The sequence below is a fragment of the Bacteroides cutis genome, assembly GCF_900241005.1.
Taxonomy (GTDB): Bacteria; Bacteroidota; Bacteroidia; order Bacteroidales; family Bacteroidaceae; genus Bacteroides; species Bacteroides cutis.
In genome coordinates this window covers 1-25,029 of the sequence record NZ_OEST01000011.1, presented here as the reverse complement: position 1 = coordinate 25,029, position 25,029 = coordinate 1, and the positions used below count along the sequence as shown (strand labels likewise).

At 47.1% G+C, this 25,029-nt stretch carries 17 protein-coding genes; 6 read left to right on the top strand and 11 right to left on the bottom strand.

Annotated features, from left to right (window positions below; genetic code table 11):
• The first annotated feature begins 51 nt into the window (after nt 1–51).
• Nucleotides 52–1,017 carry an NAD(P)H-dependent flavin oxidoreductase gene (locus tag C1A09_RS15905; protein ID WP_101546133.1) on the top strand — a complete coding sequence of 322 codons (966 nt, stop codon included), beginning with the start codon at nt 52–54 and terminating at the stop codon, nt 1,015–1,017.
• A gap of 87 nt (nt 1,018–1,104) precedes the next feature.
• Here the strand turns inward: C1A09_RS15905 and gadC are convergent, their stop codons facing one another.
• The 4 genes from gadC to gad all read right to left on the bottom strand — a co-directional run bounded on the left by gadC (nt 1,105) and on the right by gad (nt 6,034).
• On the bottom strand, nt 1,105–2,664 hold the full coding sequence (gene gadC / locus C1A09_RS15900) for a glutamine/gamma-aminobutyrate antiporter GadC (RefSeq protein ID WP_101546130.1): 1,560 nt from the start codon (nt 2,662–2,664) through the stop codon (nt 1,105–1,107).
• A gap of 117 nt (nt 2,665–2,781) precedes the next feature.
• Complete coding sequence (locus C1A09_RS15895) at nt 2,782–3,531, bottom strand: potassium channel family protein (protein ID WP_101546128.1); 750 nt, start codon at nt 3,529–3,531, stop codon at nt 2,782–2,784.
• 85 nt (nt 3,532–3,616) lie between these two features.
• Nucleotides 3,617–4,582, bottom strand: a complete 966-nt coding sequence (gene glsA, locus C1A09_RS15890) for a glutaminase A (RefSeq protein ID WP_101546126.1) — start codon at nt 4,580–4,582, stop codon at nt 3,617–3,619.
• A gap of 12 nt (nt 4,583–4,594) precedes the next feature.
• Entirely contained in the window at nt 4,595–6,034 is a 1,440-nt protein-coding gene (gene gad, locus C1A09_RS15885; protein ID WP_101546124.1) for a glutamate decarboxylase, read from the bottom strand.
• A 212-nt stretch (nt 6,035–6,246) separates the two neighbouring features.
• On the opposite strand from gad, the gene C1A09_RS15880 reads away from it, so the two are divergent.
• The gene (locus C1A09_RS15880; RefSeq protein ID WP_101546122.1) at nt 6,247–7,473 is read left to right on the top strand and encodes an MFS transporter; all 1,227 of its coding nucleotides are present in this window, start codon (nt 6,247–6,249) and stop codon (nt 7,471–7,473) included.
• Between the two features lie 38 nt (nt 7,474–7,511).
• Here the strand turns inward: C1A09_RS15880 and ald are convergent, their stop codons facing one another.
• The 5 genes from ald to C1A09_RS15855 form a co-directional block, all read right to left on the bottom strand.
• The gene (gene ald, locus C1A09_RS15875; RefSeq protein ID WP_101546120.1) at nt 7,512–8,618 is read right to left on the bottom strand and encodes an alanine dehydrogenase; all 1,107 of its coding nucleotides are present in this window, start codon (nt 8,616–8,618) and stop codon (nt 7,512–7,514) included.
• A gap of 108 nt (nt 8,619–8,726) precedes the next feature.
• Nucleotides 8,727–9,803, bottom strand: coding sequence for a fimbrillin family protein (locus tag C1A09_RS15870; protein WP_145998998.1), 1,077 nt, complete (start codon nt 9,801–9,803; stop codon nt 8,727–8,729).
• A 112-nt stretch (nt 9,804–9,915) separates the two neighbouring features.
• Complete coding sequence (locus C1A09_RS15865) at nt 9,916–11,721, bottom strand: fimbrillin family protein (protein WP_145998997.1); 1,806 nt, start codon at nt 11,719–11,721, stop codon at nt 9,916–9,918.
• Between the two features lie 19 nt (nt 11,722–11,740).
• Nucleotides 11,741–14,950: a leucine-rich repeat protein gene (locus tag C1A09_RS15860; RefSeq protein ID WP_180949238.1), complete on the bottom strand. Its 3,210-nt coding sequence runs from the start codon at nt 14,948–14,950 to the stop codon at nt 11,741–11,743.
• A gap of 266 nt (nt 14,951–15,216) precedes the next feature.
• Nucleotides 15,217–16,926 (bottom strand): AraC family transcriptional regulator, encoded by a 1,710-nt coding sequence (locus C1A09_RS15855; protein ID WP_101546111.1) that lies wholly within the window; start codon nt 16,924–16,926, stop codon nt 15,217–15,219.
• A 77-nt stretch (nt 16,927–17,003) separates the two neighbouring features.
• Between C1A09_RS15855 and C1A09_RS15850 the strand changes: the two genes are divergently transcribed.
• From C1A09_RS15850 to C1A09_RS15840, 3 genes are all read left to right on the top strand, one after another.
• On the top strand, nt 17,004–18,659 hold the full coding sequence (locus C1A09_RS15850) for a M23 family metallopeptidase (protein ID WP_101546108.1): 1,656 nt from the start codon (nt 17,004–17,006) through the stop codon (nt 18,657–18,659).
• Nucleotides 18,660–18,720: 61 nt separating this feature from the next.
• On the top strand, nt 18,721–20,364 hold the full coding sequence (locus tag C1A09_RS15845) for a C69 family dipeptidase (RefSeq protein ID WP_180949237.1): 1,644 nt from the start codon (nt 18,721–18,723) through the stop codon (nt 20,362–20,364).
• A 158-nt stretch (nt 20,365–20,522) separates the two neighbouring features.
• Complete coding sequence (locus C1A09_RS15840) at nt 20,523–22,265, top strand: phospho-sugar mutase (protein WP_101546106.1); 1,743 nt, start codon at nt 20,523–20,525, stop codon at nt 22,263–22,265.
• 307 nt (nt 22,266–22,572) lie between these two features.
• Here C1A09_RS15840 and nudC read toward each other — a convergent pair whose 3' ends face one another.
• Nucleotides 22,573–23,406 carry an NAD(+) diphosphatase gene (nudC, locus tag C1A09_RS15835; RefSeq protein WP_101546104.1) on the bottom strand — a complete coding sequence of 278 codons (834 nt, stop codon included), beginning with the start codon at nt 23,404–23,406 and terminating at the stop codon, nt 22,573–22,575.
• Between the two features lie 87 nt (nt 23,407–23,493).
• Entirely contained in the window at nt 23,494–24,123 is a 630-nt protein-coding gene (locus tag C1A09_RS15830; protein WP_101546102.1) for an HU family DNA-binding protein, read from the bottom strand.
• Nucleotides 24,124–24,611: 488 nt separating this feature from the next.
• Here C1A09_RS15830 and C1A09_RS15825 point away from each other — a divergent pair, with 488 nt between their 5' ends.
• Nucleotides 24,612–24,908, top strand: coding sequence for a hypothetical protein (locus tag C1A09_RS15825; protein WP_101546100.1), 297 nt, complete (start codon nt 24,612–24,614; stop codon nt 24,906–24,908).
• Nucleotides 24,909–25,029: the final 121 nt, after the last annotated feature.

Sequence of the window (25,029 nt, the reverse complement as noted above, 5' to 3'; positions counted from 1 at the left end):
CTCTTTACTATCCTTGTTTGTTATGAGATAAATCATTATAAACGATAAACAATGGATAGAATAACTTCTCTTTTCGGAATAAAATACCCGATCATTCAAGCCGGCATGGTATGGTGCAGCGGGTGGAGACTGGCATCGGCAGTGAGTAATGCCGGTGGCTTGGGTTTGTTGGGGGCTGGTTCCATGCATCCTGAAATACTACGTGAACATATACAGAAGTGCCGTGCCGCTACGCATCATGCATTTGGAGTAAACATTCCTTTGATGTATCCCCAAATAGAAGAAATTATGCAGATTGTGGTCGATGAAGGTGTCCGTATTGTATTTACGTCTGCCGGTAGTCCGAAGAAGTGGACAGGTTGGTTGAAAGAACGGGGAGTTACGGTGGCGCATGTTGTATCTTCCTCACTTTTTGCTATGAAAGCAGAAGAGGCAGGTGTGGATGCCGTGGTTGCCGAGGGATTTGAAGCCGGTGGGCATAACGGACGGGAAGAAACGACTACTTTGTGTCTGATACCTGCCGTACGTGCGGCTACTACACTTCCACTGATTGCAGCCGGAGGTATTGCGACCGGTGAAGCTATCTTGGCCGTACATGCGTTGGGGGCAGAGGGTGTTCAGATAGGAACACGTTTTGCTTTGACCGAGGAAAGTTCTGCCAGCGAGGTATTTAAAGATTATTGCCTTCACTTGAAGGAGGGGGATACCCGTTTATTATTGAAGAAATTGTCTCCGGTTCGTTTGGTTCGTAATAATTTCCGGGATGCGGTAGAAGCTGCTGAGGCTGTAGGTGCTACGGTAGATGAACTTCGCATCCTTCTATCAAGAGGACGTGCCAAACGGGGGATTTTTGAAGGAGACCTTGAGGAAGGCGAACTTGAAATAGGGCAGGTATCTGCTTTACTCAATGAAAAAGGAGTGCAGACGGTGGCTCAAGTAATGCAGGAATTACAGGATGGTTACCATAAGGCATGGGAGAGTTTAAATTCCCAAATGCGTAGAACTTCGTTGATGTGACAATTACATAATTAGTATTTATTCAAAAGAAAAAAGGAATATTCCTGACGGAGGAATATTCCTTTTTTGTATTCAGTCTGTTTCTATTTATCCTTTAGGAGGATTTCCTGAATTTTTTGCAGTACTTCCGTTTGCCGTTGAAGTAGTAGTTGTTACTTTGGCGGTAACTGTGCTGTCAGTTACTTTTGCAGCAGGTTGCTCTTCCCAATGGAACGGTTCGAAATTGCTGTTCGGGTCAACCCAAGACGGCTTTTTAGCAGCGTATATAATGAACGGAGCAATTACTACGATGAGAGCACCGATGATAAGTACGGAGAACCATACCGTGTTGCTACCTGTAGAAATCTGGCTGGGCGGAATGAAGCTCAATATGAACGCCAGTAACGAACCACAGAAACCAAGACCGCCAATGATCCACATCAAACCATTACCTCCCTTACCGATACGGAACGGACGGTTCAACTTTTTCATCTTATAACGTAATGCGATAGCTCCGGAGAACATCAACATATACATGATGAGGTAAAGAATAACTGTCAGCTGTGAAAGAATTTGGTAGAAGCTCTGTACAGAAGGCATAACTACGAACAAAAGGCTCAATACCGTAACTGCAATACCCTGTACGTAAAGAATATTTTTCTGTACGCCCAATTTATTGGTCTTCTGGAAGAACGGAGGCATGTAACCGGCTTTACCTACGGCAAAGATACCTTTGGACGGGCCGGCAACCCATGTCAATACACCTGCCAATACACCGAATGCCAATGCGATTGCTATAATCGGTGATAACCAGGAAGCATGGATGTATCTGAAGTAATTGTCAAAACCTACCAGAAGGCTCTGCGTCAAGCTGATGTCTTTGGCGGGAATTATGACACCCAGAGAGAATGTACCGAGTACGAAGATGATTACCGTAATCAATGCACCGATGAATACTGCTTTGGGATAGTTTTTGGATGGATTATTTACGTCTTTTACATGAATACCACCCATTTCCATACCGGCATAGAAGAGGAAGATACTTGCGGCGAGTACCACATTATCAAAGTTCGTCAAATCGGGGAAAAAACTGCTGTGGAAGTCCATATTGGAGTGTCCGCCGGTAGCCAGATAAATGATACCGAGGATAATCAACAATGCTGCTGGAATAATTGTACCGACCATACCGCCGACTTTAGCGACTTTTCCTACCCAGCCCATACCTTTCATTGAGATGAAAGTTGCCAGCCAGTAAATGACGAGTACGACGACCAGTGTATAGTACTTGTTATTTGCCAGTGACATGTCGTGTACGTCGTTCATGCCGATAAAGGCGATGGAAACGGCACCGAACGTCAAAACTGTAGGATACCAAATTGTACTTTCAATCCACTGTACCCAGATAGCAAGGAAACCCAGTCTTTTTCCGTAGGCTTCACCCACCCAGCGGAATACACCGCCTTGCTTGTCTTGGAACATGGCAGCCAATTCCGCAGCGACGAGTGATGTCGGTATAAGGAAGACAATGGCTGCAAATAAATAGTAGAAGGCCGAACTCATTCCGTAAACGGCCTCGGCCGGTAGCCCACGTAGTGAAACTACAGCCGTTACATTCATGATTGCCAGGGTGAATACTCCCAGCTTCACTGTTTGTTTAATATTTGCCATAAGTTAAGGTTTTAGGTGAAAATTAATTTCAAAATCAGTGTGTATAACAACACTATGGAACAGTTGTTCCCCAAGGATGAATGAAAGTTAAGGTTTTAACAGTTTTAGCAAAATCGTTTATACCTTTACTGAGCTGTCTACAGTAGTCTCAGGTTGCTTCTGCTGTTTATAATATTCTTTCTTCTCCTTATTGCGACGTTCCACCAGACTCGTTACATACACCGTAAAAATAGGGAACATCATCATGCCAAGCGCTGCCAGTAGTACGGATAGTACTCGTCCGGTGGGGGTGACGGCAATGACATTGGAACCAATGGTGGTTACATCCATAAATGCCCACCAGAGAGAATCTCCATAATCCGTAACTTGGGAGTTAACTCCATGTTCGGTAACGTAGAATGCCAGGCTGGCGAAATAAACTGTCGCCAATAACATCGTCAGATAGGAGACGAACAAGCTCGATGCACGGTTGTATGTCAGCCAACCTACTACGATAGCCATGGCATAGCCTCCCCGGACCAACGGGATAAAACGTATCATATAGGTGATTTCGGGTGAAAAACTCCATCCCATATAAGCAATGATATTCTGGTAGGGGATAGCTACCAACAAAAAAATGAAATGTGTAGCTACATAGTGTCTTTTGTTTTCCGCCAGTACCCATTCCAGTACAAAGTCTGCCAGGAATAATGCACAAATCCATAACTGTACTTTCATATATACCGATTGTTCATAGAAAGGAATTCCTTTGAATGTATCGATAGAAATACTGATAACTAAGAATAGCGAAAGTAGTAGGATGATGATGTGCAATATGCCGTAGATACCTTTCTTTCGCAATACGAATTCTGATAGAGCCATTTTCATAATGATGTCCTGTTATGTATAAAAATGGTTGCTCCTATGCGCAATCACGCGTTTGGAGCAACCTTGGAAAAAAGAGCATGAGAGATTATTCTGTAATCGTCACATTGTCACCGTTGAATACTCCTAATGAGAGTTTATTCATGATGAACTTGATTGCCTCTTGCGCTTTGACTGAATTTCCTGCTATGTCCAATGGGGGTGCGAAAGCGGAAATGCCCATTACGCCGGGTAATACGGCCATTACACCACCGCCCACACCGCTTTTGGCTGGTATTCCGGCTGTATACATCCAGTCGCCTGAATGTTCGTAGAAACCTACGGTTGAAATCATAGAAGTAATCTTCGGTGCCAGGCTGGCTTCGAATACAGTCTGTTTGGTGACTGGGTTCACACCGTTATTGGCGATTGTTCCTGCTGCAACGGCCAGTTGCTGGGCAGTGATGCCCAATGAACATTGGCGGGTATAGAGGTCGAGTGCCATATCCGGATCATCGTAAATACGGTTGTAATTCTTCAGTAACCATGCAATGGAACGGTTATTGAAGTTGGTAGCCGTTTCCGATTTATACAGTTCGTCGATGAGCTGCGGTGCAGAACCGCAAAGTTCGGTGATATTCTGTACGATGGCATCCCATTTCTTGTCGGAGTTGCCCACCGGTTGTACCATGGAGCAAGCCGAAATAGCACCTGCGTTTACCAATGGAGTAGAGGGATGGTCGTTTTCCAATAAAATGGCGATGATGGAGTTGAACGGCAGACCTGTTGCATCGGCACCAATCATATCCAATACTTTCTTTGCACCATATTGACGCAGGATAAGGATGGCTGTGTGTACTTTTGAAACAGACTCGATACCGAAACGGTAATCCGTGTCACCTATATTAATTGTCTGACCGTTCATCAGACAAATACTGAGGCCAAACAGTTTGGAATCAATGTTGGCAAGATAGGGGATGTAGTCTGCATTCTTACCACCGGTGTTACCCTTAACTTCGCTATAAGCTTGCTGGGCAACTTCCTTGATTTGTGAAATTGATATTTTCTTTTCCATATTGTCAAGTTATTACTTTTTCTTATTACGACGACCGCCATGATTGAACATCTTAGCTTCTACCGGCAAATTCTTCTCTTGAGCCGTACGGGTAGGAGTCGGGTAGTCGAGCTTTTCGAGTTCACCGATAGCATTCTTGATGTCGCCCAATAACATATCTGCCATATCACGGCTAAATCCTTGGCGAACCACCACACGCATCACTACATAATCTTCCAGTTTGGCAGGTAGAGTATAGGCCGGAACCATCCAACCGTGCTGCGACAATTTATCCTGTAAATCGTATAAGGTCCATTTTGCAGTTTTTGCATATTCCGGTTTCATGTACCAGATGAACAACGGGTTCACAACATCTTTAGAGTAGTTTACAAATGGGGTCATTTTACCTATTTCGTCGTGAATGTATTTGGCGATTGTCAGTGAATTGTACTGTACTTCTTTGTAACCCTGAAATCCTAAACGGATGAACTGGTAATACTGCCCCAGAATTTGTGCGGCGGGGCGGGAGAAGTTCAAACCGACCTGAGTGATGTTGGCACCCAGATAGTTTACGCTAAACGCCATTTCTTCGGGCAGATATTCTTTACCCTTCCAGCATACCCATCCCAAACCTGGATAAACCAAGCCGAATTTATGTCCGCTGACACTGATGGAGAGAACCCATTTCAAACGGAAATCCCATTTTGTGTCAGGATAGAGGAACGGAAGGATGAAACCACCACTGGCAGCGTCTACGTGGATAGGAATATCGAAGCCGGTCTTGGCATTGTAAGCGTCGAGTGCTTTGTCCAATGCTTCAACATCATCATTGAGTCCTGTCCATGTGACACCTTGGATAGGTACGATACAGATAGTGTTCTCATCACACATCTTCAAAGCTTCTTCGGGGTCGAGCGTGGTCTTGTCAAGAGTCAAGGGTACCTCGCGCATTTCGATCTGCCACAATTGGGCGAATTTTTCCCACACCACCTGGAAACCGGTTGAGATGACGAAGTTTGGTTTGTCGAACGGCTTACCTTGTGCCTGACGTTTCTTGCGCCAGCGTAGCCAGGCTGCTACACCCCCCAACATACATGCTTCTGAAGAACCGATGGCAAGTGCACCTGTTTTCCATGTGTCTTTTTCCGGTGAGTTCCACAAGTTGGCAACAATGTTGATACATTTACCGTTCATTACGGCGATGCGCGGATATTCGGTTTCATCAATGTAGTTGATATTGATGGCTTCGTTCATCAGCTTGGTGGCATAGTCATCCATATAAGTAGTTACGAATGTTGCCAAGTTCAAGCGGGGTTGTGTCTGAGCGAAGGTTTCGTCTTTTACCATTTGATAAGCGATTTCGGGAGTTGTAGGTCCGTCAGGTATTTTCTCTACCGGTGAGGGCTGCAACATACGGTTTGAACCGAATACTTCGGTTTTTGCATCTCCTTTTCTGAAATTCAAATCTTCCATATAACTATAAGTTTTTAAAGGTTTAGGCGGCGAGGATTTTCCCCGTCGAATGTTCTCCATCAACGGCTCTTATAGAAGAAAGTTCCATCGTTTTACATTATTTGGCGTTTATTAATGGGTGTGGTGAAAACTAAATTATCATTTCGATCTTCTTTGAACTTTCCTCATACCCCTTTTGTTCTTTCCGTCATAATCAACTCAATATACATAATATGAAAATCAATACCGGACGGGGGACTATTCCTCTAATCACACTTATAGGCATTTGGTCTATCTCAGCATTGACTTCTTTGCCCGGTTTGGCAGTTTCGCCTATCTTGGGACAGCTCAGTACTATTTTTCCGCACGCTACGGAGCTTGATATACAAATGCTTACTTCTCTGCCATCTTTATTGATTATTCCTTTTGTACTGTTGGCGGGAAAATTGGCGGAGAAACGTGATTTTGTCCGTTTGCTGCGGACAGGCTTATGGATGTTTGCTGCAAGTGGAGTACTTTATTTGTTTTCCGATAAGATGTGGCAACTGATGACTGTCAGTGCTCTGTTGGGAATTGGTTCAGGGCTGATTATTCCGCTTTCTACAGGGCTGATTTCGCGTTATTTTACAGGTACTTACCGGGTGAAGCAGTTTGGATATAGTTCGGCAATCACAAATGTCACCTTGGTGATGGCGACGGCTGTAACGGGATATCTGGCGGAAGCCGACTGGCATTTACCTTTTATAGTGTATCTGTTACCATTGGTCTCACTTTTACTCACAACCTATCTGAAGAATGATAAGGGGCAGTCTCCAACAACTACAACACAAGTAATTGCGGTTCCGGAAGGAGTTCCGGGGCTTATTTCGGGCAGATATGGAATTAATATCCGTAACCTTGTACAATTGATGCTTTTTTACGGTCTGGTTACGTATGTCGTTTTGGTGGTAACTTTCAATTTGCCTTTTTTGATGGAAGCACATCATTTTTCCAGCGGTAATTCGGGAATAATGATATCCTTGTTCTTCTTAGCCATCATGGCTCCAGGGTTTATGTTGAATGACATAGTGAAACTTATGGGAGGGAGGACGAAATTTTATAGTCTTTTGTCCATTGCCGTTGGTTTGCTATTGATATGGATTTCACCCACAGAATGGATGATTGTACCGGGATGCATCCTGGTTGGTCTAGGCTACGGAGTCATTCAACCCCTTATTTACGATAAAACAGTAGATACTGCCATACCTCAGAAAACTACATTGGCATTGGCTTTTGTCATGGTGATGAATTACTTGGCTATTCTCTTATCCCCTTTCATTACAGATTTGTTCCAAACCTTGTTTCATACCAATTCCAAAGAGTTTCCTTTCGTTTTCAATCTTTGTATAACAATACTTGTCATGTTTTGGGCCTATTCAAAGAAGAAGGAATTTTTGTTTGATGACGGAAATATTGGATAAATAGGAATTTAGGGGCGGTACCGCCCCTAAATTCCTATTTATAGTTCCATCTTTTCATACTTCAGTCCGAATACATCTGCTACCGCTTTATAAGTAACTTTACCTTCTACTATATTCAGTCCTAAAGCCAGTGCCGGATCGTCTTTGCAGGCTTTTTCCCAACCTTTGCATGCCAATGCTACGGTATAGGGAAGCGTGGCATTAGTCAGTGCCATGGTCGAGGTGAAGGGTACAGCGCCAGGAATATTGGCAACGGCATAATGAACAATACCGTCTATTATGTAGGTAGGTTCGCTGTGCGTGGTGGGGTGGGAGGTTTCAAAACAACCGCCTTGGTCGATGGCGACATCCACAAGCACCGTGCCCGGTTTCATCATCTTCAACATATCCCTTGTGATGAGGTGCGGCGCTTTGTCGCCGGGGATAAGGACGGAACCGATAACAAGGTCTATCGTGGGTAATTCCATCTTTATGTTATGGGTCGAAGAATAGAGCGTCTTTACATTCTTGGGCAATACCTCGCTGAGGTAACGCAGGCGGGGAAGGTTGATATCTGTAATCAGTACCTCGGCACCCATCCCGGCTGCTATCTGCGCGGCATTGGTTCCTACGATACCACCGCCAAGGATCAGTACCCGTGCGGGGCGTACACCTGTCACACCTCCCATCAGTTTACCTTTTCCACCTTGGGGCTTTTCCAGGAAACGGGCGCCCACTTGGGTAGCCATGCGTCCGGCAACCTCGCTCATTGGTGTAAGCAGGGGCAGGGAATGGTCTTCTTTCTCTACCGTTTCGTAAGCAATGCAGACGGCTCCGCTTGCTATCATGGCTTCGGTCAGTTCTTTATCGGCGGCAAAGTGGAAGTATGTAAATACCACTTGTCCCTTTTTAATCAGTCTGTACTCCGGCGCAATGGGTTCCTTTACCTTGACAATCATGTCGGCTATGGCATAGGTGTTTTCGATGGTGGGGAGGATTTGCGCACCTACGGCGATGTAGTCATCGTCGGAGAAACCGCTGTTTGCGCCTGCCGTGGCTTGCACATACACTGTATGACCTTTTTTCACCAACTCGGCTACTCCGGCAGGGGTCATTCCTACGCGGTTCTCATTGTTCTTGATTTCTTTGGGTACTCCGATAATCATAACCTTAAGAGTTTAAGGGGTTAAACATGTTGCCAAGATACAAAAAAGGAGGGTACACTGTCATCGCACCCTCCATGTTATAGAGCAGAAACGTAGTTTTCCCGCGTCTTATAAATCCATATCGGCTCCACCCTCAATCGGTTCTCCCGATGTCCAGGAGCTTACGCTGAATGTGCTTTGCGTCAGGTTGAGTGTGCTTTTGTTCAGTTTCAGGGCAAAGGTATAGGTATGGTTGGCGGTGGCGGTGAGGTCTGCGGGTTCATCGGCAGCGTCTTTTATCGCGAGCTTGTAGGTATAAGTGGTGCCGTCCGTGGTGGTGGCGCGGATAAAGTCGGCGCTTTTCACGAAGACCTGTCCCGGCATCACGATGGCACGATAGACAAGGGTGGGGGCGTCTCCATCTTGTGCGGTGGTGGCATGGCTGTAGGCAGTCAGCGCGGTGGTGGAGGCGGTGGCGGCAGCGGCTGTGATGCTTCCGTCGGCAAGGTCCCATGTGCCGTTCAGGCAGAAGCCGTCGGCGCATAGCAAGTCTACCTTGCTGATGGCGGGCAGGGGCTCGTCGATGGCAAATCCGCTGCCCGGGGCGATGGTGACGGTGACCTCGCTCATGCAGTGTTGCATGGGGACGCTGACCGTTTGCAGGGCGGTGGTGGATAACTTGCCCCACAGCAGGTCGGCGGCTTCATAGTCGGCTGCGGCGGTGGCGGCGTTCTGGTTGGCAAGGAGGGTGGCGGGAGCTTTAAACCCCGCGTCTACGCTTGTTGTGTGGGGGAAGTAGGCGTAGAGGGTGTGCATATCCGTCGTGTTTTGCCAGTAGAGGGTCTGGTCGCCGGTGTAAGTGCCGTTCTGCCACTTGGCGTTCAAGGGGGCGATGGCGGCTGTGATGGGCTGTTCGGCGGTGGCGCCGGCCGTGTGTGCCAGGTAGATGCCCAATACATCATCGTTGTCGAATGCCGTGGCACCGATGGCAAGGCGGGTCACTGTTCCGCTTTGGCCGGTGGCGGGCGTCAGTAGCGGTGTCAGGTTGATGGGAGTGCTCAAGATGGGCGGCACGGGCTCCACTGCCGGGTCATCGCTGCTTCCGCAGGCGGTGGTGATGATTACTGATGTTGCCATCAGGAAGATGGTTGCTCCGTGGAGCAGATGATGGAGAAGAGTCTCCGGGGTGTGAAATGTTGTTTTCATTATTATCATATATTATAAGTTATTATTCTGAGTAAGTTTCTTTGAGATATTACTTGCCGGGTTGTTATCGCTTGTTGGGTTGCCGTTGGTTGCTTATCTGTTATTGTCCGGCTTATTCGCCCAAACTCAATTCTCCGGTTACGATATGATCACTATCTTCAGTTCCTATAAACTTCATACATTTTTCCAATTGTTCTTGGCGTTCGTCATCCAGTAATGCCCCTCCTGTTGCTTCAAAATAGTTTTCGGGAAGGTTAAAGAGGTAGAGATTTTTTATTTGGGTATCTGCATCTTTACTGAACTCGGGCAGGAAGAACGAGCCGTTCTTATCGATGCCGGATAGGCATAGGTTGAAACCTTTGCATCCGCTGAAAGCATCGGAAGCGATTTTCTTAGCCGCCGGGATGTAGTATATATACATATCGCTTTCTGAACCGGCAGTGATTTTACTGCCTATTGTGGTGGCTTTGGGGAAAATAAAAGCATCTATATTACTGCAATCCTTAAACAGCCCATCGGTTATCTCGTGGACTTGCTCTACATATACACTTCCTATCTCTGTAGCCTGCGCCATATCCGCCAATGCCTGCATTATCTCCTGTTCCCGTTCTCCTAACGGACCGGTGAGAAGAATAGAGTAGAGGTGGGTTTCCGTACCCAGCTCCTTCAAAGCGTTTAGCTCATGGATGATTTTTGTACCGCCGGCATAGGTTCCATCACAATGGAGTAGTTTGATCTCGCTACTGTCAATATATAGGCTATTCATTATTTGCAGCACGCTTCCGGGGCAGAAACCGCCATCGGCAACGGGATTGCCATTGGCATCCATTCCCGCGTGAATCTCATTCTTGTAGAGGTGGCTTATTCCGTCTGTATCAGTGAAAAAGTAAGAGAGCGAGCCGCTGCCGTCACATCGGTTGTCGCCGCTTTCATAGTATGCGGTGGGCAAGAGGAGGGCACGATAAAGCATACCCCAAGCATCGACTTTGTAAGCGGTGATATTTCCGGTAGCCGCAAGTTCTCCTCCGATGGTGTAATCGGGAATGAATTTGTCACTGTCCGCCGTGCCGTCGCCGTCATCGCTGAGTGTGGCGGTGACGCCCCCGCGCAGGGCGGTTACCTCTCCCGTGGTGGGGTTGAAAAAGGCGGTGCGGGGCACTTGGTAGAGCATGGCCTCATTATACTCATAGGAAAGGTCGCTGGCTATTTCCACCTCTGTCAGCGCTTTGCGCATTTTCAGTTCGATGGGAGTGGCGGTGGGTTTCTCCACGATACAGGCGCGGTACGTGGTACGTAAGCTTCTCCAATACTCGTAACTTTGCTCGTCGAAGGTGTCGGGCAGGGTGAAGGTGGCTGCCGGCAACGGGCTTTCCGTGCCGTCGGCATCGCTCACGGGGTATTCCGTAAGGGGGATGGCGGGAGAAATGGCGGCGAATATATGCCGCGCGTCGGCATACTGCCAGCATAGGGGGCTGTTTCCGTCGGCATCGTCTGCCGTCCAGGTGGCGGAGGTCACGGTATGTGCGGCGTCATCGTAATTTCGATGGGTGCAGGTATAGTTGGACTGCAAGCGCCGGGGTTTGTGGTCGGGGGTATCTGCAGCGGGAATGGTGAGGAAGACGGTCATCGTGCTGCCCACCCGGGGGAAGTCGTTGTCCGTCGCTACGGCTCCATCCGCACGGGTCACTGCACTGGCGGAGAGTGCATTGCCTATCTGTATCGGTTGCCCCACGAGGGCTTCGGGAGAGGTTTTTCCGCTTTCGTCTTCACCGGGGAGCGTCAGTTGCCCGGTGCATGCGGCGAGAAGGAATGCCGAAACGAGCATGAGCGTTGGGGCAAAAAGGTGTCTCTGGACAAAGGAACGCTTTAGAGCGAATGTGCGCAGGACATTGAATATTCGGATGATTGTTGCTACCATAAGTTTGTATTAATATGGGTTATTGTGTTATATGATTCTGATAATTGCCGGTATTCGTCAGGGCGTCGATGGTGCTCAGGTCTGTACCGGTATTTGCATTGTAATGGATGTTCTTCCAGGTTTTGCCTGCCCAAGTGAGGCTTGGTCCTGTTAGGGTGGATGTATAGTTGGGGAGGAACAGGTACTTGAGTTTATAGATTGCAGAGTAGGCAGTTGTACTCACGGTTGGAGTTGGTAATGTGGAACCTGTATAAACAAAGTTTGCCAATACGCCACAAGCGTTGAAGGCATAGTCACCTATACTTGTCAGATTTTTGGGAAGGACAACGGTGACTAGTCCGCTACAGCTTTGGAATGTTTTTGTGGCTATTTGGGGCACGTTGTCGGGAATTCTGATGCTTGTCAGGCTTGTGCAACCATAGAAGGCGGATTGTCCTATCGTTTCCACCTTATTGGGCAGGGTGATGTTCGCCAACTTCTGGCATCCGTAGAATGCATTTGCTCCTATGTTGCTCAATAGTGGCGTCTGCCCTGCGAAGGTAACGGTTGTCAGTTTCGTACATTTATTGAATGCGTAATCATCAATTTTCGTCACGCTTTCGGGTATGTCGAGTTCTGCCAGTTCCGCGCATTCCTGGAACGCGTATTGTCCTATACTCTCCAGGTGTTTAGGGAGCTTTACGCTTGCCAGTTTGGCGCAACCATTGAATGTACGTGTGGCCAGTGTAGTTACGTTGTCGGGGATGTTGATGCTTGTCAACGCTTCGCATGATTGGAATGCACTTTGCCCAAGACTGTTCAATTGTGGAGCCGCTCCTGCGAAGGTAACGGTTGCCAACTTTGGGCATATATTGAACGCGTAGCTTCCTATGCTTGTTACGGTCGATGCGATATTGATGACTGTCAGTTCCTCACAGCCGGTGAACGCGTTGCTTCCAATGGTTTCCACTCCCTCCTCCAGGGTAGCGGTTCTTAATAGGGTGCATCCATTGAAAGCTTCGTTTGATAGTTGCTTCACCGACCCCGGAATGGTGATGCTTGTCAGTCCCGAACCGGCGAACGCGAAAGTTCCTATGCCGGTTATCGTCTGTGGCAGGGTGATGCTTTTCAGACTTGTGCATTTTCTGAATGCTTCGGAGCCTATGTTTATGACTGAGTTTATGGTTACACTACTCAGGTTTGGGCAATTGTAGAAAGCGGCTTCTCCTATAGTTTGGGCCGATTTTATAGCAGCACTTTGTAACCGGGTATCATTTAAGAATGCTTCCTTTCCAATGTTTATCATTCCGTCTCCTGTCGTTAGGCTTGTCAGACCGGTACAATTGGCAAATGCTTGCTCTCCTATATCTTTTGTTTTGTCGGGGAGGTCGATGCTCTCTAATACAGCGCAGTAATCGAATGCTTGTTTCTCAATACTTTCCAAGTCTTCGGGCAGTTTGATACTTTTCAGTTTCGAGCAATTATAGAATGCTTGTTCTCCTATTTTCTTCACCTTCTCGGGGATGTCGATGCTCTCTAATACAAGGCAATCCTTGAATGCTTGTTTCTCTATACTTTCCAAGTTATCGGGCAGTTTGATACTTTTCAGTTTCTGGCAATTATGGAATGCTTGCTCTCCTATTTTCTTCACCTTCTCGGGGATGTCGATGCTCTCTAATACATAGCATTGGTAGAAAGCTAAAGTTCCTATGTATGTCACCGTCTCGGGCAGTTTGATACTTTTCAATGCCTTACATGCCCGGAATGCGTTGTTATTTATAATCGTCAATCCGTCGGGCAGGGTGACGTCTGTCAGTGCCGTACAATTATAGAATGATATTTGTCCGGTATCTGTTATCCCTTCCGGGAGTATTACTTTTTTCAATGCGGGGTTCGGATTAGGACTGTTACTGGCGAAATAATTAGGAAGAGTTGTTCCGCCGGTTGCATAAATGGCAAGTGAACTTACTTTGAACTTCTTGGTGCCGCCATCCGTATATTTCATGAGTGTGCTCAAATCTGCAAGATCCGTGTTATTTATCTTTCCGGTGATTATCAGACCGACAGGGCTTTCTTGGGTAGCGTTTTTCAAGGCGTTCAGCAGGGTGGCGTTATCCTTTAGGGTGCCCGGCGTCTCGTTGATAACCAGTATCCCTTCCGCTTCCGCTTCATCGGGCTGCGTAATCACCGTCGGGTCTTGCCATCCGGTGGAGGTGACGCTGAGGGCGCTCACTCCGGTACGGTTCACTTGCAGCACCAGTTTGTGGCAGGTGTTTTCGGTGGTGGTGAGGGGAGTGCCGGGGGTGTAGCTGAAGTGCGTGTCGCCTATATGCAGGCTCATCATCGCCCGGTCTGTGCCAAAGGTTTGTCCCGGCAGCATCAGGGCGTAGAACTTCAGGGAGGTGGCGCCGTTCTTCAGCAGGCGCACGTCCTGGCGGTTCTGCTCGTTCTCGAAGTTGTAGATAGCGGGGCGTCCGTCGGTCTGCATGGTGAAGGTGGAGGCGGCGGATTTCAGATGTACGGTGACTTGGGCTTGCAGCTCTTGGGTGGTCATGCCTTCACCCGGCAGCAGCTCTACACATAGTTGCGCCATGCTGTGTTTCAGGATGAGGTCGAGGGGAGAGCCGGTGGCGGGTATCCCGGTAGCGGCGGTGGGAAGGTCGGCATCGGCGGAACAGTAGCGCAGCAAGTCCATGATGCGCCATTTATCGGCATCGACGGTGTAGGCGTTTCCATCCCAGGCATTGAGGGCATGGCCTTGGGTGGCATCGGTTTCGTAGGTCAACGGCATGTCGTAGGCGCCGGGGGTAGTGGCGTCGGTGTCGGGACCTCGCCACAGGGTGAGCGTGTTGCCTGCGGCTCTTTGCCAGTAGGCGGGTGCGGAGGCTGTCCAGGTGCCGCTGCCCGGTACGTTTCCGGTGGTGGTGTATTCGTAGAGTCCCGAGGAGCGGGTGAACGTGGCGCCCTCTCCGGCGGCGATGGTGACGTGCAGTTGGTCGGCGGTGCGGAAGCCTTGCCAGTCGGTGGCATCGGGAACTGCGGCATCGGCGCGGGTGGCGGGGGTAGTGGCAGGTCGGGTAGTCAGTGTGCCCAGTGCCAGCGTTTCGCCGGTTCCCCGGTTCTCGGTGATGGCAGTCAGGTCGTTGGTGCATCCTGCCGCCAATATCAGGCATACCAGTGTCAGGGCGGTGATGCAGATGGCGGTAACGGTTCGTACCAGTGCCCATCTTTCTTCCTTTAGTACTCTCATGATGTTTACTTGTTTATAGTTTCGCATTCCATATAGGTTTTTTGTTTGCCTTTATCGTTTTCAGCCTGTCCCGTGGGATACCGGGTATCACCGGATGCTGAATTGGCAGCGAATGTATAAACAAACTATAAGACCGCCATTTTTTGTAGTCTTCTCCTTGTCCTGATTTGTCGCTTTGATGTCCTGAAATGTCTCACCCCCGCTCAGAAGGGTATCTGGCGGGGGTGAGGGATGGAAAGGGAAGAGGATGTGACCCGGAAACTCCCTTAAAGACTATCCCGATATTGTGCCGGCGACAGATGGAAAACCTTATTGAAGGCTGTGTAGTAGGCGCTACGGCTGTTGAAGCCCGACAGGGTGGCTATGGCGTCTATCGTGAATTTGTCTTTCTCCTTCAGCAATGCTACGGAGTACTCCACACGGAGACGGTTGAGGTAGCCGCTGAGGTTATCGTTGGCTTGCTCCTGCAAGAGAGCGCTGAGGCGGTTCTTGCTGAGACCGGCTATTTTCATCAGGTCTTCACGGGTCATATTGGGGTTCAGGAAAAGCTTGCCGGATATCAGCGAGGCTTCCATTTGCATGAAACGGAGACGGTTCTCTTCGTCTTTTACCTCCTGGACGGCTGCCTGCTTCTCTTCGGCCTCTTCCTTTTCTATTTCCGCGTATGCCTTGCGCAGTTCCTCCTTCTGTGCCAGCAACTCGTCTATCTGGCAGACGGCGATGCGGTTACGCTCACGGGTGCGGCGCAGGTTGAGGTGCTTTTCCCACAGCAAGATTACCAACAGCAAGGCTACGAGACTGGAGGCGGCGAAAAGGATGTATTGGCGTTTGAGCTCAGCCTGAGTCTCGCGTATCTGCATGTCTTTCTCCTGCGTTTGGTACAAGATGGCGAATTCGTGTGCCTGGCTTGCCTTTTCACGTTGATAGATATGGTCGTTTACATGGATGATACGTTGCAGGTAGCTGTTTGCCGGTTCCTGATTGCCCAGTCCGCGATAGGCTTGGGCATAATAACTCAATAACGTGGTGTAGTTGTAGCTGATGGTATCGGCTCCCTGGAAAATGGCGGCGTAATTGTCCAGGCGCTGCAATGCTTCATGGTACTGGTGGTTGTGCAGCAGGTAAGGAACGATTTCAACTTGTCCCACTTGGGAGGAAGAGAAGGCGGTGGCAAGGTAGTTGCGGCACGCCTCGGCGGCTTTCCGGGTTTCTCCCTCTTGCTGATAATACCAGGCGAGCTTGGAATACAGGTATCCATATTGCTGGTCGATATAGCCGGGAGGCGGGCCGGACATGCCACTCATGCGATGGATGACGTCGAGGCGCTGCCGGCATATCTTGATTGCCTCACCGTTGCGGTGGCTGTCGTTGAGGTAGGAGGACAGGTCGCCGTAGTATGTGGACAGGTATGCCAGTTCGCGTACGTTGTCGCTGCCTTTCAGCAGGTCGATGGAACGGTACATGTATTGCAGGGCTTCGTCCCTGCGCTGCATGCCGCCGTATATCCGTCCGATGGTGAATAGCAGTTCGCTTTCCATCGCTTTCTGCTCCTGTGCCTGCGCCAAGCCGATAGCTTCGGAACAGATGCGTATGCCTTCCTCGTACTTGTTCTGACGCTCAAGAACAGCGGCAAGCTGTGTCAGCATTTTCAGCTTGCGGGCAGGAACCGTTTGTACGGAGTCGGTAGTGAGGACACGCCGGAGGTAGCGCTCTTTCAGGGCATACATGCCCAGGCTTTCGTAGACCATGCAACGCAGAATGTCGATGCGGAAAGGTTGCATCCGGTGGGATGCTTCGGCTTCATTGAGCAGGTGCAGGGCACTGTCGGGCATTGACAAATAGATGCTGCGGATGTGCTTTTCGGTGAGTAGGCTGTCGGTAGTTTGGGCGGACTTCGGAGTGTTTGCGGCAAGAATAGTACCGGATATCGGCAGGAATGTCAGGCAGATGACGCACCAGATGCAAAAGTTTCTCATTGTTTATTTCCTGTATTTATGTGGCAAAGATAGGGATTATTTTTATCTTTGCCCTTGTTTTGAAATGACTTATTAGAATGAAAATATCTATCAAACCTATCTTATATTCTTTCTTGCTATTGACAACAACAGGGGCGCAAGCGCAAGAAGCAACTTTTACTCCTCCTTTTGATTTTCCCATTACTTTCTCCGGCAACTTCGGCGAGATACGCGCCAACCACTTTCACGGCGGACTGGATTTCAAGACCGGCGGAACTATCGGAAAACAGGTACATGCTTTGGCAGACGGACATATCTCGCGCATACGGGTGACGCATGGTTCGGGCTATGTGCTCGATGTGGCATACGATAATGGCTATTCCACCATCAACCGCCACCTCAGCGCTTTTGTGTCGCCGATAGCCGAGAGGGTGGAAGCGTTGCAATACGAAAAGGAGAGTTGGGAGGTAGAGATTACTCCCGAACCGGATGAATATCCCGTAAAGGCAGGGCAGGTGATTGCCTTGAGCGGGAACACCGGGTATTCGTTCGGTCCGCATCTGCATCTGGATATGATTGAGGCAGAGACGGGAGACTATGTAGACCCGCTCCCTTTCTTCAAGGCGAAAGTGAAGGATAAGACTGCGCCACGAGCCGAGGGACTTATGTTCTTTCCGCAACCGGGCAAGGGTGTTGTGGAGGGGAAGCAGGATCGCCGGGTATTTCCTGCACATCCTGTGAAACCTATAACAGCTTGGGGGGTAATAGGAGTGGGTATTCGTGCTTACGACCGTATGGATGGAGTAGGTAACCGTTATGGAGTGCACACCGTCATCCTTGAAGTGGATGGAAAAGAAGTGTTCCGAAGTGTAGTAGACCGTTTTTCGTACAATGAAAACCGTTATATCAATTCGTGGACTCAAGGTGAGTTTATGAAGTCGTTCATTGAACCGGGAAACCGCCTGCGTATGCTTCGGGCATCCAATGGAAATCGCGGGCTGGTAGATATCAATGAGGAACGCCCTTATCAGTTTGTCTATACATTGAAGGACGCGCTTGGAAATACCTCGAAGGTACGTTTCACAGTGCAGGGCAAGAAGACGGATATTCGTCCGGTGGAACATCGGGAGAAGTATGCCTTTAAATGGAACCGGACAAATTATCTACAGGAACCGGGTATGGAACTGGTTATTCCGCGTGGCATGCTCTATGATGATGCCTGGCTGAACTATGAGGTACGTGCCGATAGCGGAGACATCGCATTTACTTATCAATTGAATGATACCCGTATCCCCCTGCATGATTATTGCGAGATGCGTATCGGGCTCCGCCGCCTGTTTCTGGAGGATGTATCAAAATATTATGTAGCTTCTGTTACTCCCCGTGGAGGAAAATATAGTGTAGGCGGTAAATATGAAGACGGTTTTATGAAAGCCCGTATTCGCGAACTGGGAACTTATACCGTAGCCATCGATACCATTCCTCCTGAAATAATTCCGGTAAATCCTCAACAGTGGGGGCGCACGGGACGTATCGTTTTGAGAGCGAAAGATAAAGAAACAGGCGTCAACAAGTACCGTGGTACGATTGACGGGGAATATGCCTTGTTCGGCAAACCCAATTCTATAAGTGGCAATCTGGTGTGTGAACTCGACCCGAAGCATGTCAGGAAAGGCGGTAAGCATATTGTGGAAATGACTGTGACGGATGGCTGCGGAAATGAGACTACGAAACAGTTTCATTTTACGTGGTAAGATGCAAATATCTGCCTAATCTGTGGTAAACTGAATTAATAACATTATAAATAGCTAAAGTATGAAAACCAAAAGACTGACTCTTTCCGTCTTGTTTGTGGCTGTGGCAGTGGTGAACGCACTTGCCTGTACCAACCTGATTGTTGGTAAAAATGCCTCGACGGACGGTTCTACCATCGTTTCTTATTCTGCCGACTCTTACGGGTTGTTCGGCGAGTTATATCATTATCCCGCAGGTATGCACAAGAAAGGTACGCTGATTGATGTACACGAGTGGGATACCGGCAAGTATCTCGGTCAAATAGAACAGGCGCGCCAGACTTATAATGTCATCGGTAACATGAACGAATTTCAGGTTACTATCGGTGAAACTACTTTTGGAGGGCGTCCGGAATTAGTCGATACAACAGGTATCATTGATTACGGCAGTTTGATTTACTTGGGGCTGCAACGTTCGCGCACAGCCCGTGAGGCCATCAAGATAATGACCGGATTGGTACAGGAATATGGCTATTACAGTAGCGGTGAGTCGTTTACCATTGCCGACCCTAACGAAATCTGGATTATGGAAATGATTGGCAAAGGTCCCGGTGTGCGTGGTGCTGTGTGGGTAGCTGTTCGTGTACCCGATGATTGCATCTCTGCACATGCCAACCAAAGCCGTATCCATCAGTTCGATATGAACGACAAGAACAACTGCATGTATTCCTCGGATGTTATTTCCTTTGCCCGTGAGAAAGGTTATTTTGAGGGTGTAAACAAGGATTTCAGCTTTGCCAACGCTTATGCGCCGCTCGATTTTGGTGCCCTTCGTTATTGCGAAGCCCGCGTATGGAGCTACTTCAATATGTTTACCGACCGTGGCAACGAGTTTCTTCCCTATATCGAAGGTAAGACACAAACTCCTATGCCGTTGTTTGTACGCCCTAACCGCAAAATCTCGGTACAAGACGTAAAAAACGCCATGCGCGATCACTACGAAGGAACTCCCCTTGATATCAGCAAAGATTTCGGTGCAGGTCCTTATCACACTCCCTACCGTCTTTCTCCGCTTTCATTCAAGGTAGGCGACAAGGAGTATTTCAATGAACGCCCCATCTCTACCCAGCAGAGCGGTTTTGTCTTTGTTGCACAGATGCGCTCCAATCTGCCCGATGCCATCGGTGGAGTACTTTGGTTCGGCACGGACGACGCTAATATGACGGTGTTTACTCCCGTATATTGCTGCACGGATAAAGTTCCCGTTTGCTACTCCCGCGTGGATGGCGCCGATTATATCACTTTCTCCTGGAACTCATCCTTCTGGATTTTCAACTGGGTTGCCAACATGGTTTATCCCCGTTACGACTTGATGATTGGTGACGTCCGTGCTACTCAGACAGAGCTTGAAAACACTTTCAATGAAGCTCAGGAAGGCATTGAAGCTGCCGCAGCCAAACTTCTGGAGAAAGACCCGGCTCAGGCAAAGTCGTTCCTTACCAATTATACCAATATGACTGCCCAAAGCACTTTCGATACTTGGAAACGTCTTGGTGAGTTTATCATCGTGAAGTACAACGATGGTGTAGTGCGCCGTATGAAAGACGGTAAGTTTGAACGCAACGCTATCGGTCAGCCTGCCGGGGTGGTTCGTCCGGGCTATCCCAAGGAATTTCTGGAAGAATATGTGAAACAGACCGGAGACAGATATAAAATACCAGAATGATGGTCTGGGTTGGTTTACAGCTTGTTCATGTTCTTTGTAAATACTGTACAAATCTGTGAATCTGTAGTAAAAAAAATTAGGATAATTGAACTTAATCTTCTACATTTGTGTCTTAACAAATAATTGGAGTATTAACCTTTAATATTAAAAATATTCTTATGGAAAATCAAGAACTGATCAAGCAGGTGACTGAGAAAGCGGAAAAATGGCTTACCCCGGCATACGATGCCGAAACTCAGGCTGAAGTAAAACGTATGTTAGAAAATCCAGATAAAACCGAACTGATTGAGTGTTTTTATAAAGACCTGGAATTTGGCACAGGTGGTTTGCGCGGCATCATGGGAGTGGGTACCAACCGTATGAATATCTATACGGTAGGTGCAGCTACCCAGGGCTTGTCCAACTATCTGAACAAGAATTTCAAGGATATGAAGCAGATTTCTGTCGTGGTGGGTCATGACTGCCGTAACAACAGCCGCCTTTTTGCTGAGATCTCTGCTGATATCTTCTCTGCCAACGGTATCAAGGTATATCTTTTTGAAGATTTACGCCCTACTCCGGAAGTTTCGTTTGCGATCCGTCACTTCGGTTGCCAAAGTGGCATCAATATCACTGCAAGTCACAATCCGAGAGAGTATAACGGTTATAAAGCTTATTGGGATGATGGTGCACAAGTACTGGCTCCACATGATACAGGTATCATTGATGAGGTAAATAAGGTGACTGTTGCCGATATTAAGTTCAAAGGCAACAAAGATTTAATTCAGGTAATCGGTAAGGATGTAGATAAAGTGTATTTGGATAAAGTACATTCCATTTCCATCGATCCTGAAGTCATCAAGCGTCAGAAGGATCTCAGTATTGTTTATACTCCGCTTCATGGTGCAGGTAGAGTGCTTATCCCTGCTTCTCTGAAAGAATGGGGATTTGAGAATGTAAATTGCGTATCCGAGCAGATGGTGAAAGATGGTAACTTCCCGACTGTTGTATCTCCGAACCCGGAAAATGCCGAAGCACTTTCCATGGCGATAGCATTGGCTAAGAAGATTGATGCTGACATCGTAATGGCAAGTGACCCTGATGCCGACCGTGTAGGTATGGCTTGCAAGGATGATAAAGGCGAATGGGTATTGATTAACGGTAATCAGACTTGTTTGATCTTCTTGTATTATATCATCAAGAACCGCATAGCTATGGGTAAGATGAAACCGAATGATTTCATTGTAAAGACCATTGTGACTACTGAACTCATCAAAGCTGTGGCCGATAAGAATAAGATTGAGATGCGCGACTGCTATACCGGTTTCAAGTGGATTGCTCGTGAAATACGTTTGAGTGAAGGCAAGCAACAATATATCGGTGGCGGTGAAGAAAGTTATGGATTCTTGGCAGAAGATTTTGTACGCGACAAAGATGCCGTTTCAGCTTGTTCACTGTTGGCTGAGATCTGCGCTTGGGCGAAAGATCAGGGTAAGACGCTGTATGATGTACTGATGGATATCTACGTAGAATATGGTTTCTCCAAGGAAACTACCGTAAACGTAGTTAAACCGGGTAAGAGTGGCGCCGATGAGATTAAGGCTATGATGGATAATTTCCGTGCCAATCCTCCGAAAGAAATCGGTGGTTCTGCCGTTAAACTGATTAAGGATTACAAGACTTTGAAAGTTACCGATGTTCAGGGCGATGTAAACGAACTGGATATGCCTGAAACATCCAATGTACTGCAATATTTCACGGAAGACGGTACGAAGATTTCTGTTCGTCCTTCAGGTACCGAACCGAAGATTAAGTTCTATATCGAAGTGAAGGGTGAAATGGGTTGTCCGAAATGCTATAAGAGTGCTGATGCTGAAGCTGAAAAGAAAGTTGAAGCTGTACGCAAGTCATTGGGAATTTAAAAGGTAATCAGACCTAAAACAGGAAGGGTGTAAACAGTTTTGATGTTTGCACCCTTTTCTTTTCTATCGTGATCATTCCGATTGTATTAAGCTTCTTTCATTTTCTTTAAGCCAGTCTTCGTAATCATTCTGCGTTAAATGCTGTTTTTATATGCGACAGAGGTCAACAGTTAACAGATAGTACTACAGATTGCGGTTGCACGCCGATTGGTTGATGTGAATGAGAGTCGTTTCATTCGTAGTTGTTCGTTTGTGAGAGCGTGTTTTCCGCAATCTGTTTTTATTGTAATGTCACCTCGTCATCCTGTTACTTTACCATTTTATCACCTCTCCCATCATCTCCATTTTCCAGCCACCAGTCAATCAGTTTTCTCGCAATACTGAGTTTGCGAGGTATCTCCGGCAGATTATCTTTTGAATAGAAACCTGCGGCACTCAGTTCTTCATCTTGCAGTTTGATTTCTCCACTTTCATAATCAGCGACAAATCCTACCATCAATCCACTGGGGTAGGGCCAGGGCTGATTACCGAAATATTGGATGTTCTTTACTTTTAATCCGGTTTCCTCCAGCACCTCCCTGTGCACACATTCTTCCAAAGTTTCTCCGGCTTCCAAAAATCCGGCTACTAATCCGTAGAATGTGCCGCGGAAGTTACGGGCATGTACCAACAGGATTTCTTTACCTTTCCTTATCAGTACAATGATAGCAGTGGAAACAGGAGGATACATTTCATTTCCGCAATTGGGGCATTTTTTCATGATAGGAGTTTGCTGTTCCATAGCCGTACCACATACAGGGCAGAAGCGGCTATGCTCATCCCAATAGAGTATCTGGTATGCTTTTCCTGCAGAACGATATTCGTCTGTTGTGATGTATTCATATGAAGCCCGCAATCCGATCATCACCCATTCGTCTGTTTCGGTTATCGGTTGTTCTACGGCAAATGCTCGCACCTGTTTACCGTTGGGTGGAAATACATTGTGAATATGTGCTTCCTGTGCCGGTTTCACAGGCGGTTCGGTGCTGACAGGTATGCTATATCTTATTTCCCCTTTCTCGGTATATCCTTTTCTCAGCAGCAGTTGGTCTTTGAAAAAGACGAACCATTGGGTACCAGGTTTGGTTTCTGTTGCTTCCATGTCGTTTTGTTTTATAAGATTTCCGTTATTCGATTTTTTCAGATTACTTTTCGGGTACAGAATGAAAAATAATCGACCTATAAATAATTATCCATTCGCTTCCTCCTGCTGCCTGATATAAACCGTTGACCTGCCCAATCCGCGGCGGCGCAGAAATCCTTGCAGAATGAATTTGTTCAATTCGTCAATGGCGGCATGCCTCGTCAGTCCCGTGAGCCTGATGTATTCGCTTTTGGTGATGCAAACATTCTTTTGGAGGAACGCTTTCAGCTTTTCTTTCCTTGATTCTTCGGTAGATATTATCTGTTTCGATTTCTTGGTTTTCGAGTGAATTCGTTCCAGTCTCATGGCGTGTCTGATTTTCCGGCGGAATGTGCTGCTGATACGTAAGTGTACGTTTTGGAACTGCACCGATTCTGCCCTGATTTTTGTCTTGTCATCATCCGTCGGACGCAGGCATTTCAGTGAAGTGCTGAAAAATCCCAGTTCGCCCAGTTCCACGATGTTCCCGTCAGCCAGCAGTTCGCAAAGTTCCTCAATGCAAGCATCCAGTGCCGCACCTATAAGGTTTTTGGGCAGATGCTGATACATGGCCACATGCTCCACAAACTCTTTCTGCGTGTAGGTCTTTTGCGGACAGATACGTGCGTGTAGGGATTTCTTGTCTTCCTTCCCCTTGGGCGAAGGTGTTTCGTAAAGGTCATAATATGCACTCATAGACTATATCTTTCTGTTTCTAAATGAATAAATGCGTTTTCTTCGATAAATAATTCCTGTCTCTTCAATAAACTATTTGTTGCTTGTTAAATACTAATCGTTCGACAACTGTTTCTATTTCGTCCTACATTTTTTGAAATATCGTCCGACATATATCGGACGAAATAGAAACATCTATCGGACGAAAACGTATTGGCATACAAAGATATAGTTTTTAGTGATACGAAGATTGTTTAGGGGGATGAAACTTATAGTTTATAGGAAAGATTCTTCATCCAGGCAGACAGGCAGAAATATATAATTATTCGGGATAACATATAAAAAATCCCCCGTTAAGGACGAGGGAACCTAATGTTTTCACAACGGAATAATCCTTATTGTGATTTGCTTCATTTTAGTTTCGCAAATATATGAAATAAATTCCTTATGAACAAAGGATTTTAGAAATAAAATAATTACATTTGAAAATATTTTTTTAATAATATACTATGAAGAAAGTTTTAGGTTTAGATTTAGGTTCCAGTAGCATAGGATGGGCATTAGTATATGAAGCTGAAAGCGATAATGAAACATCATCCATTATTAGATTGGGTGTGCGAGTTATACAATATGATAATTTTGTTAGTACAGAAACTGCGACAGAATTAAAAGGAGATGCTGCCGAATATTTTAAAAGAGGGAAAGGAATATCACCCAATGCTGGTCGGACTAAAGCACATGCTATGCGTATTAATTTGCAACGATATAAGTTGAGACGCAAAGCTCTGATAGATAAATTACCTTAATTCCGCAACACTATTATAAAATATTTTTTTTAAGTACCTGAGCAACAAAAAGTTGCTCAGGATTTTGCCATGTCAGAGGATTCACTTAACTTAGTGTTGCAAAAAAATAATCAAACAAAAC

Bases quoted from the DNA above. Each gene is read 5' to 3' on its own strand.
- C1A09_RS15905 (WP_101546133.1), top strand. From the start codon at position 52: ATGGATAGAATAACTTCTCTTTTCGGAATAAAATACCCGATCATTCAA.
- gadC (WP_101546130.1), bottom strand. From the start codon at position 2,664: ATGGCAAATATTAAACAAACAGTGAAGCTGGGAGTATTCACCCTGGCA.
- C1A09_RS15895 (WP_101546128.1), bottom strand. From the start codon at position 3,531: ATGAAAATGGCTCTATCAGAATTCGTATTGCGAAAGAAAGGTATCTAC.
- glsA (WP_101546126.1), bottom strand. From the start codon at position 4,582: ATGGAAAAGAAAATATCAATTTCACAAATCAAGGAAGTTGCCCAGCAA.
- gad (WP_101546124.1), bottom strand. From the start codon at position 6,034: ATGGAAGATTTGAATTTCAGAAAAGGAGATGCAAAAACCGAAGTATTC.
- C1A09_RS15880 (WP_101546122.1), top strand. From the start codon at position 6,247: ATGAAAATCAATACCGGACGGGGGACTATTCCTCTAATCACACTTATA.
- ald (WP_101546120.1), bottom strand. From the start codon at position 8,618: ATGATTATCGGAGTACCCAAAGAAATCAAGAACAATGAGAACCGCGTA.
- C1A09_RS15870 (WP_145998998.1), bottom strand. From the start codon at position 9,803: ATGAAAACAACATTTCACACCCCGGAGACTCTTCTCCATCATCTGCTC.
- C1A09_RS15865 (WP_145998997.1), bottom strand. From the start codon at position 11,721: ATGGTAGCAACAATCATCCGAATATTCAATGTCCTGCGCACATTCGCT.
- C1A09_RS15860 (WP_180949238.1), bottom strand. From the start codon at position 14,950: ATGAGAGTACTAAAGGAAGAAAGATGGGCACTGGTACGAACCGTTACC.
- C1A09_RS15855 (WP_101546111.1), bottom strand. From the start codon at position 16,926: ATGAGAAACTTTTGCATCTGGTGCGTCATCTGCCTGACATTCCTGCCG.
- C1A09_RS15850 (WP_101546108.1), top strand. From the start codon at position 17,004: ATGAAAATATCTATCAAACCTATCTTATATTCTTTCTTGCTATTGACA.
- C1A09_RS15845 (WP_180949237.1), top strand. From the start codon at position 18,721: ATGAAAACCAAAAGACTGACTCTTTCCGTCTTGTTTGTGGCTGTGGCA.
- C1A09_RS15840 (WP_101546106.1), top strand. From the start codon at position 20,523: ATGGAAAATCAAGAACTGATCAAGCAGGTGACTGAGAAAGCGGAAAAA.
- nudC (WP_101546104.1), bottom strand. From the start codon at position 23,406: ATGGAAGCAACAGAAACCAAACCTGGTACCCAATGGTTCGTCTTTTTC.
- C1A09_RS15830 (WP_101546102.1), bottom strand. From the start codon at position 24,123: ATGAGTGCATATTATGACCTTTACGAAACACCTTCGCCCAAGGGGAAG.
- C1A09_RS15825 (WP_101546100.1), top strand. From the start codon at position 24,612: ATGAAGAAAGTTTTAGGTTTAGATTTAGGTTCCAGTAGCATAGGATGG.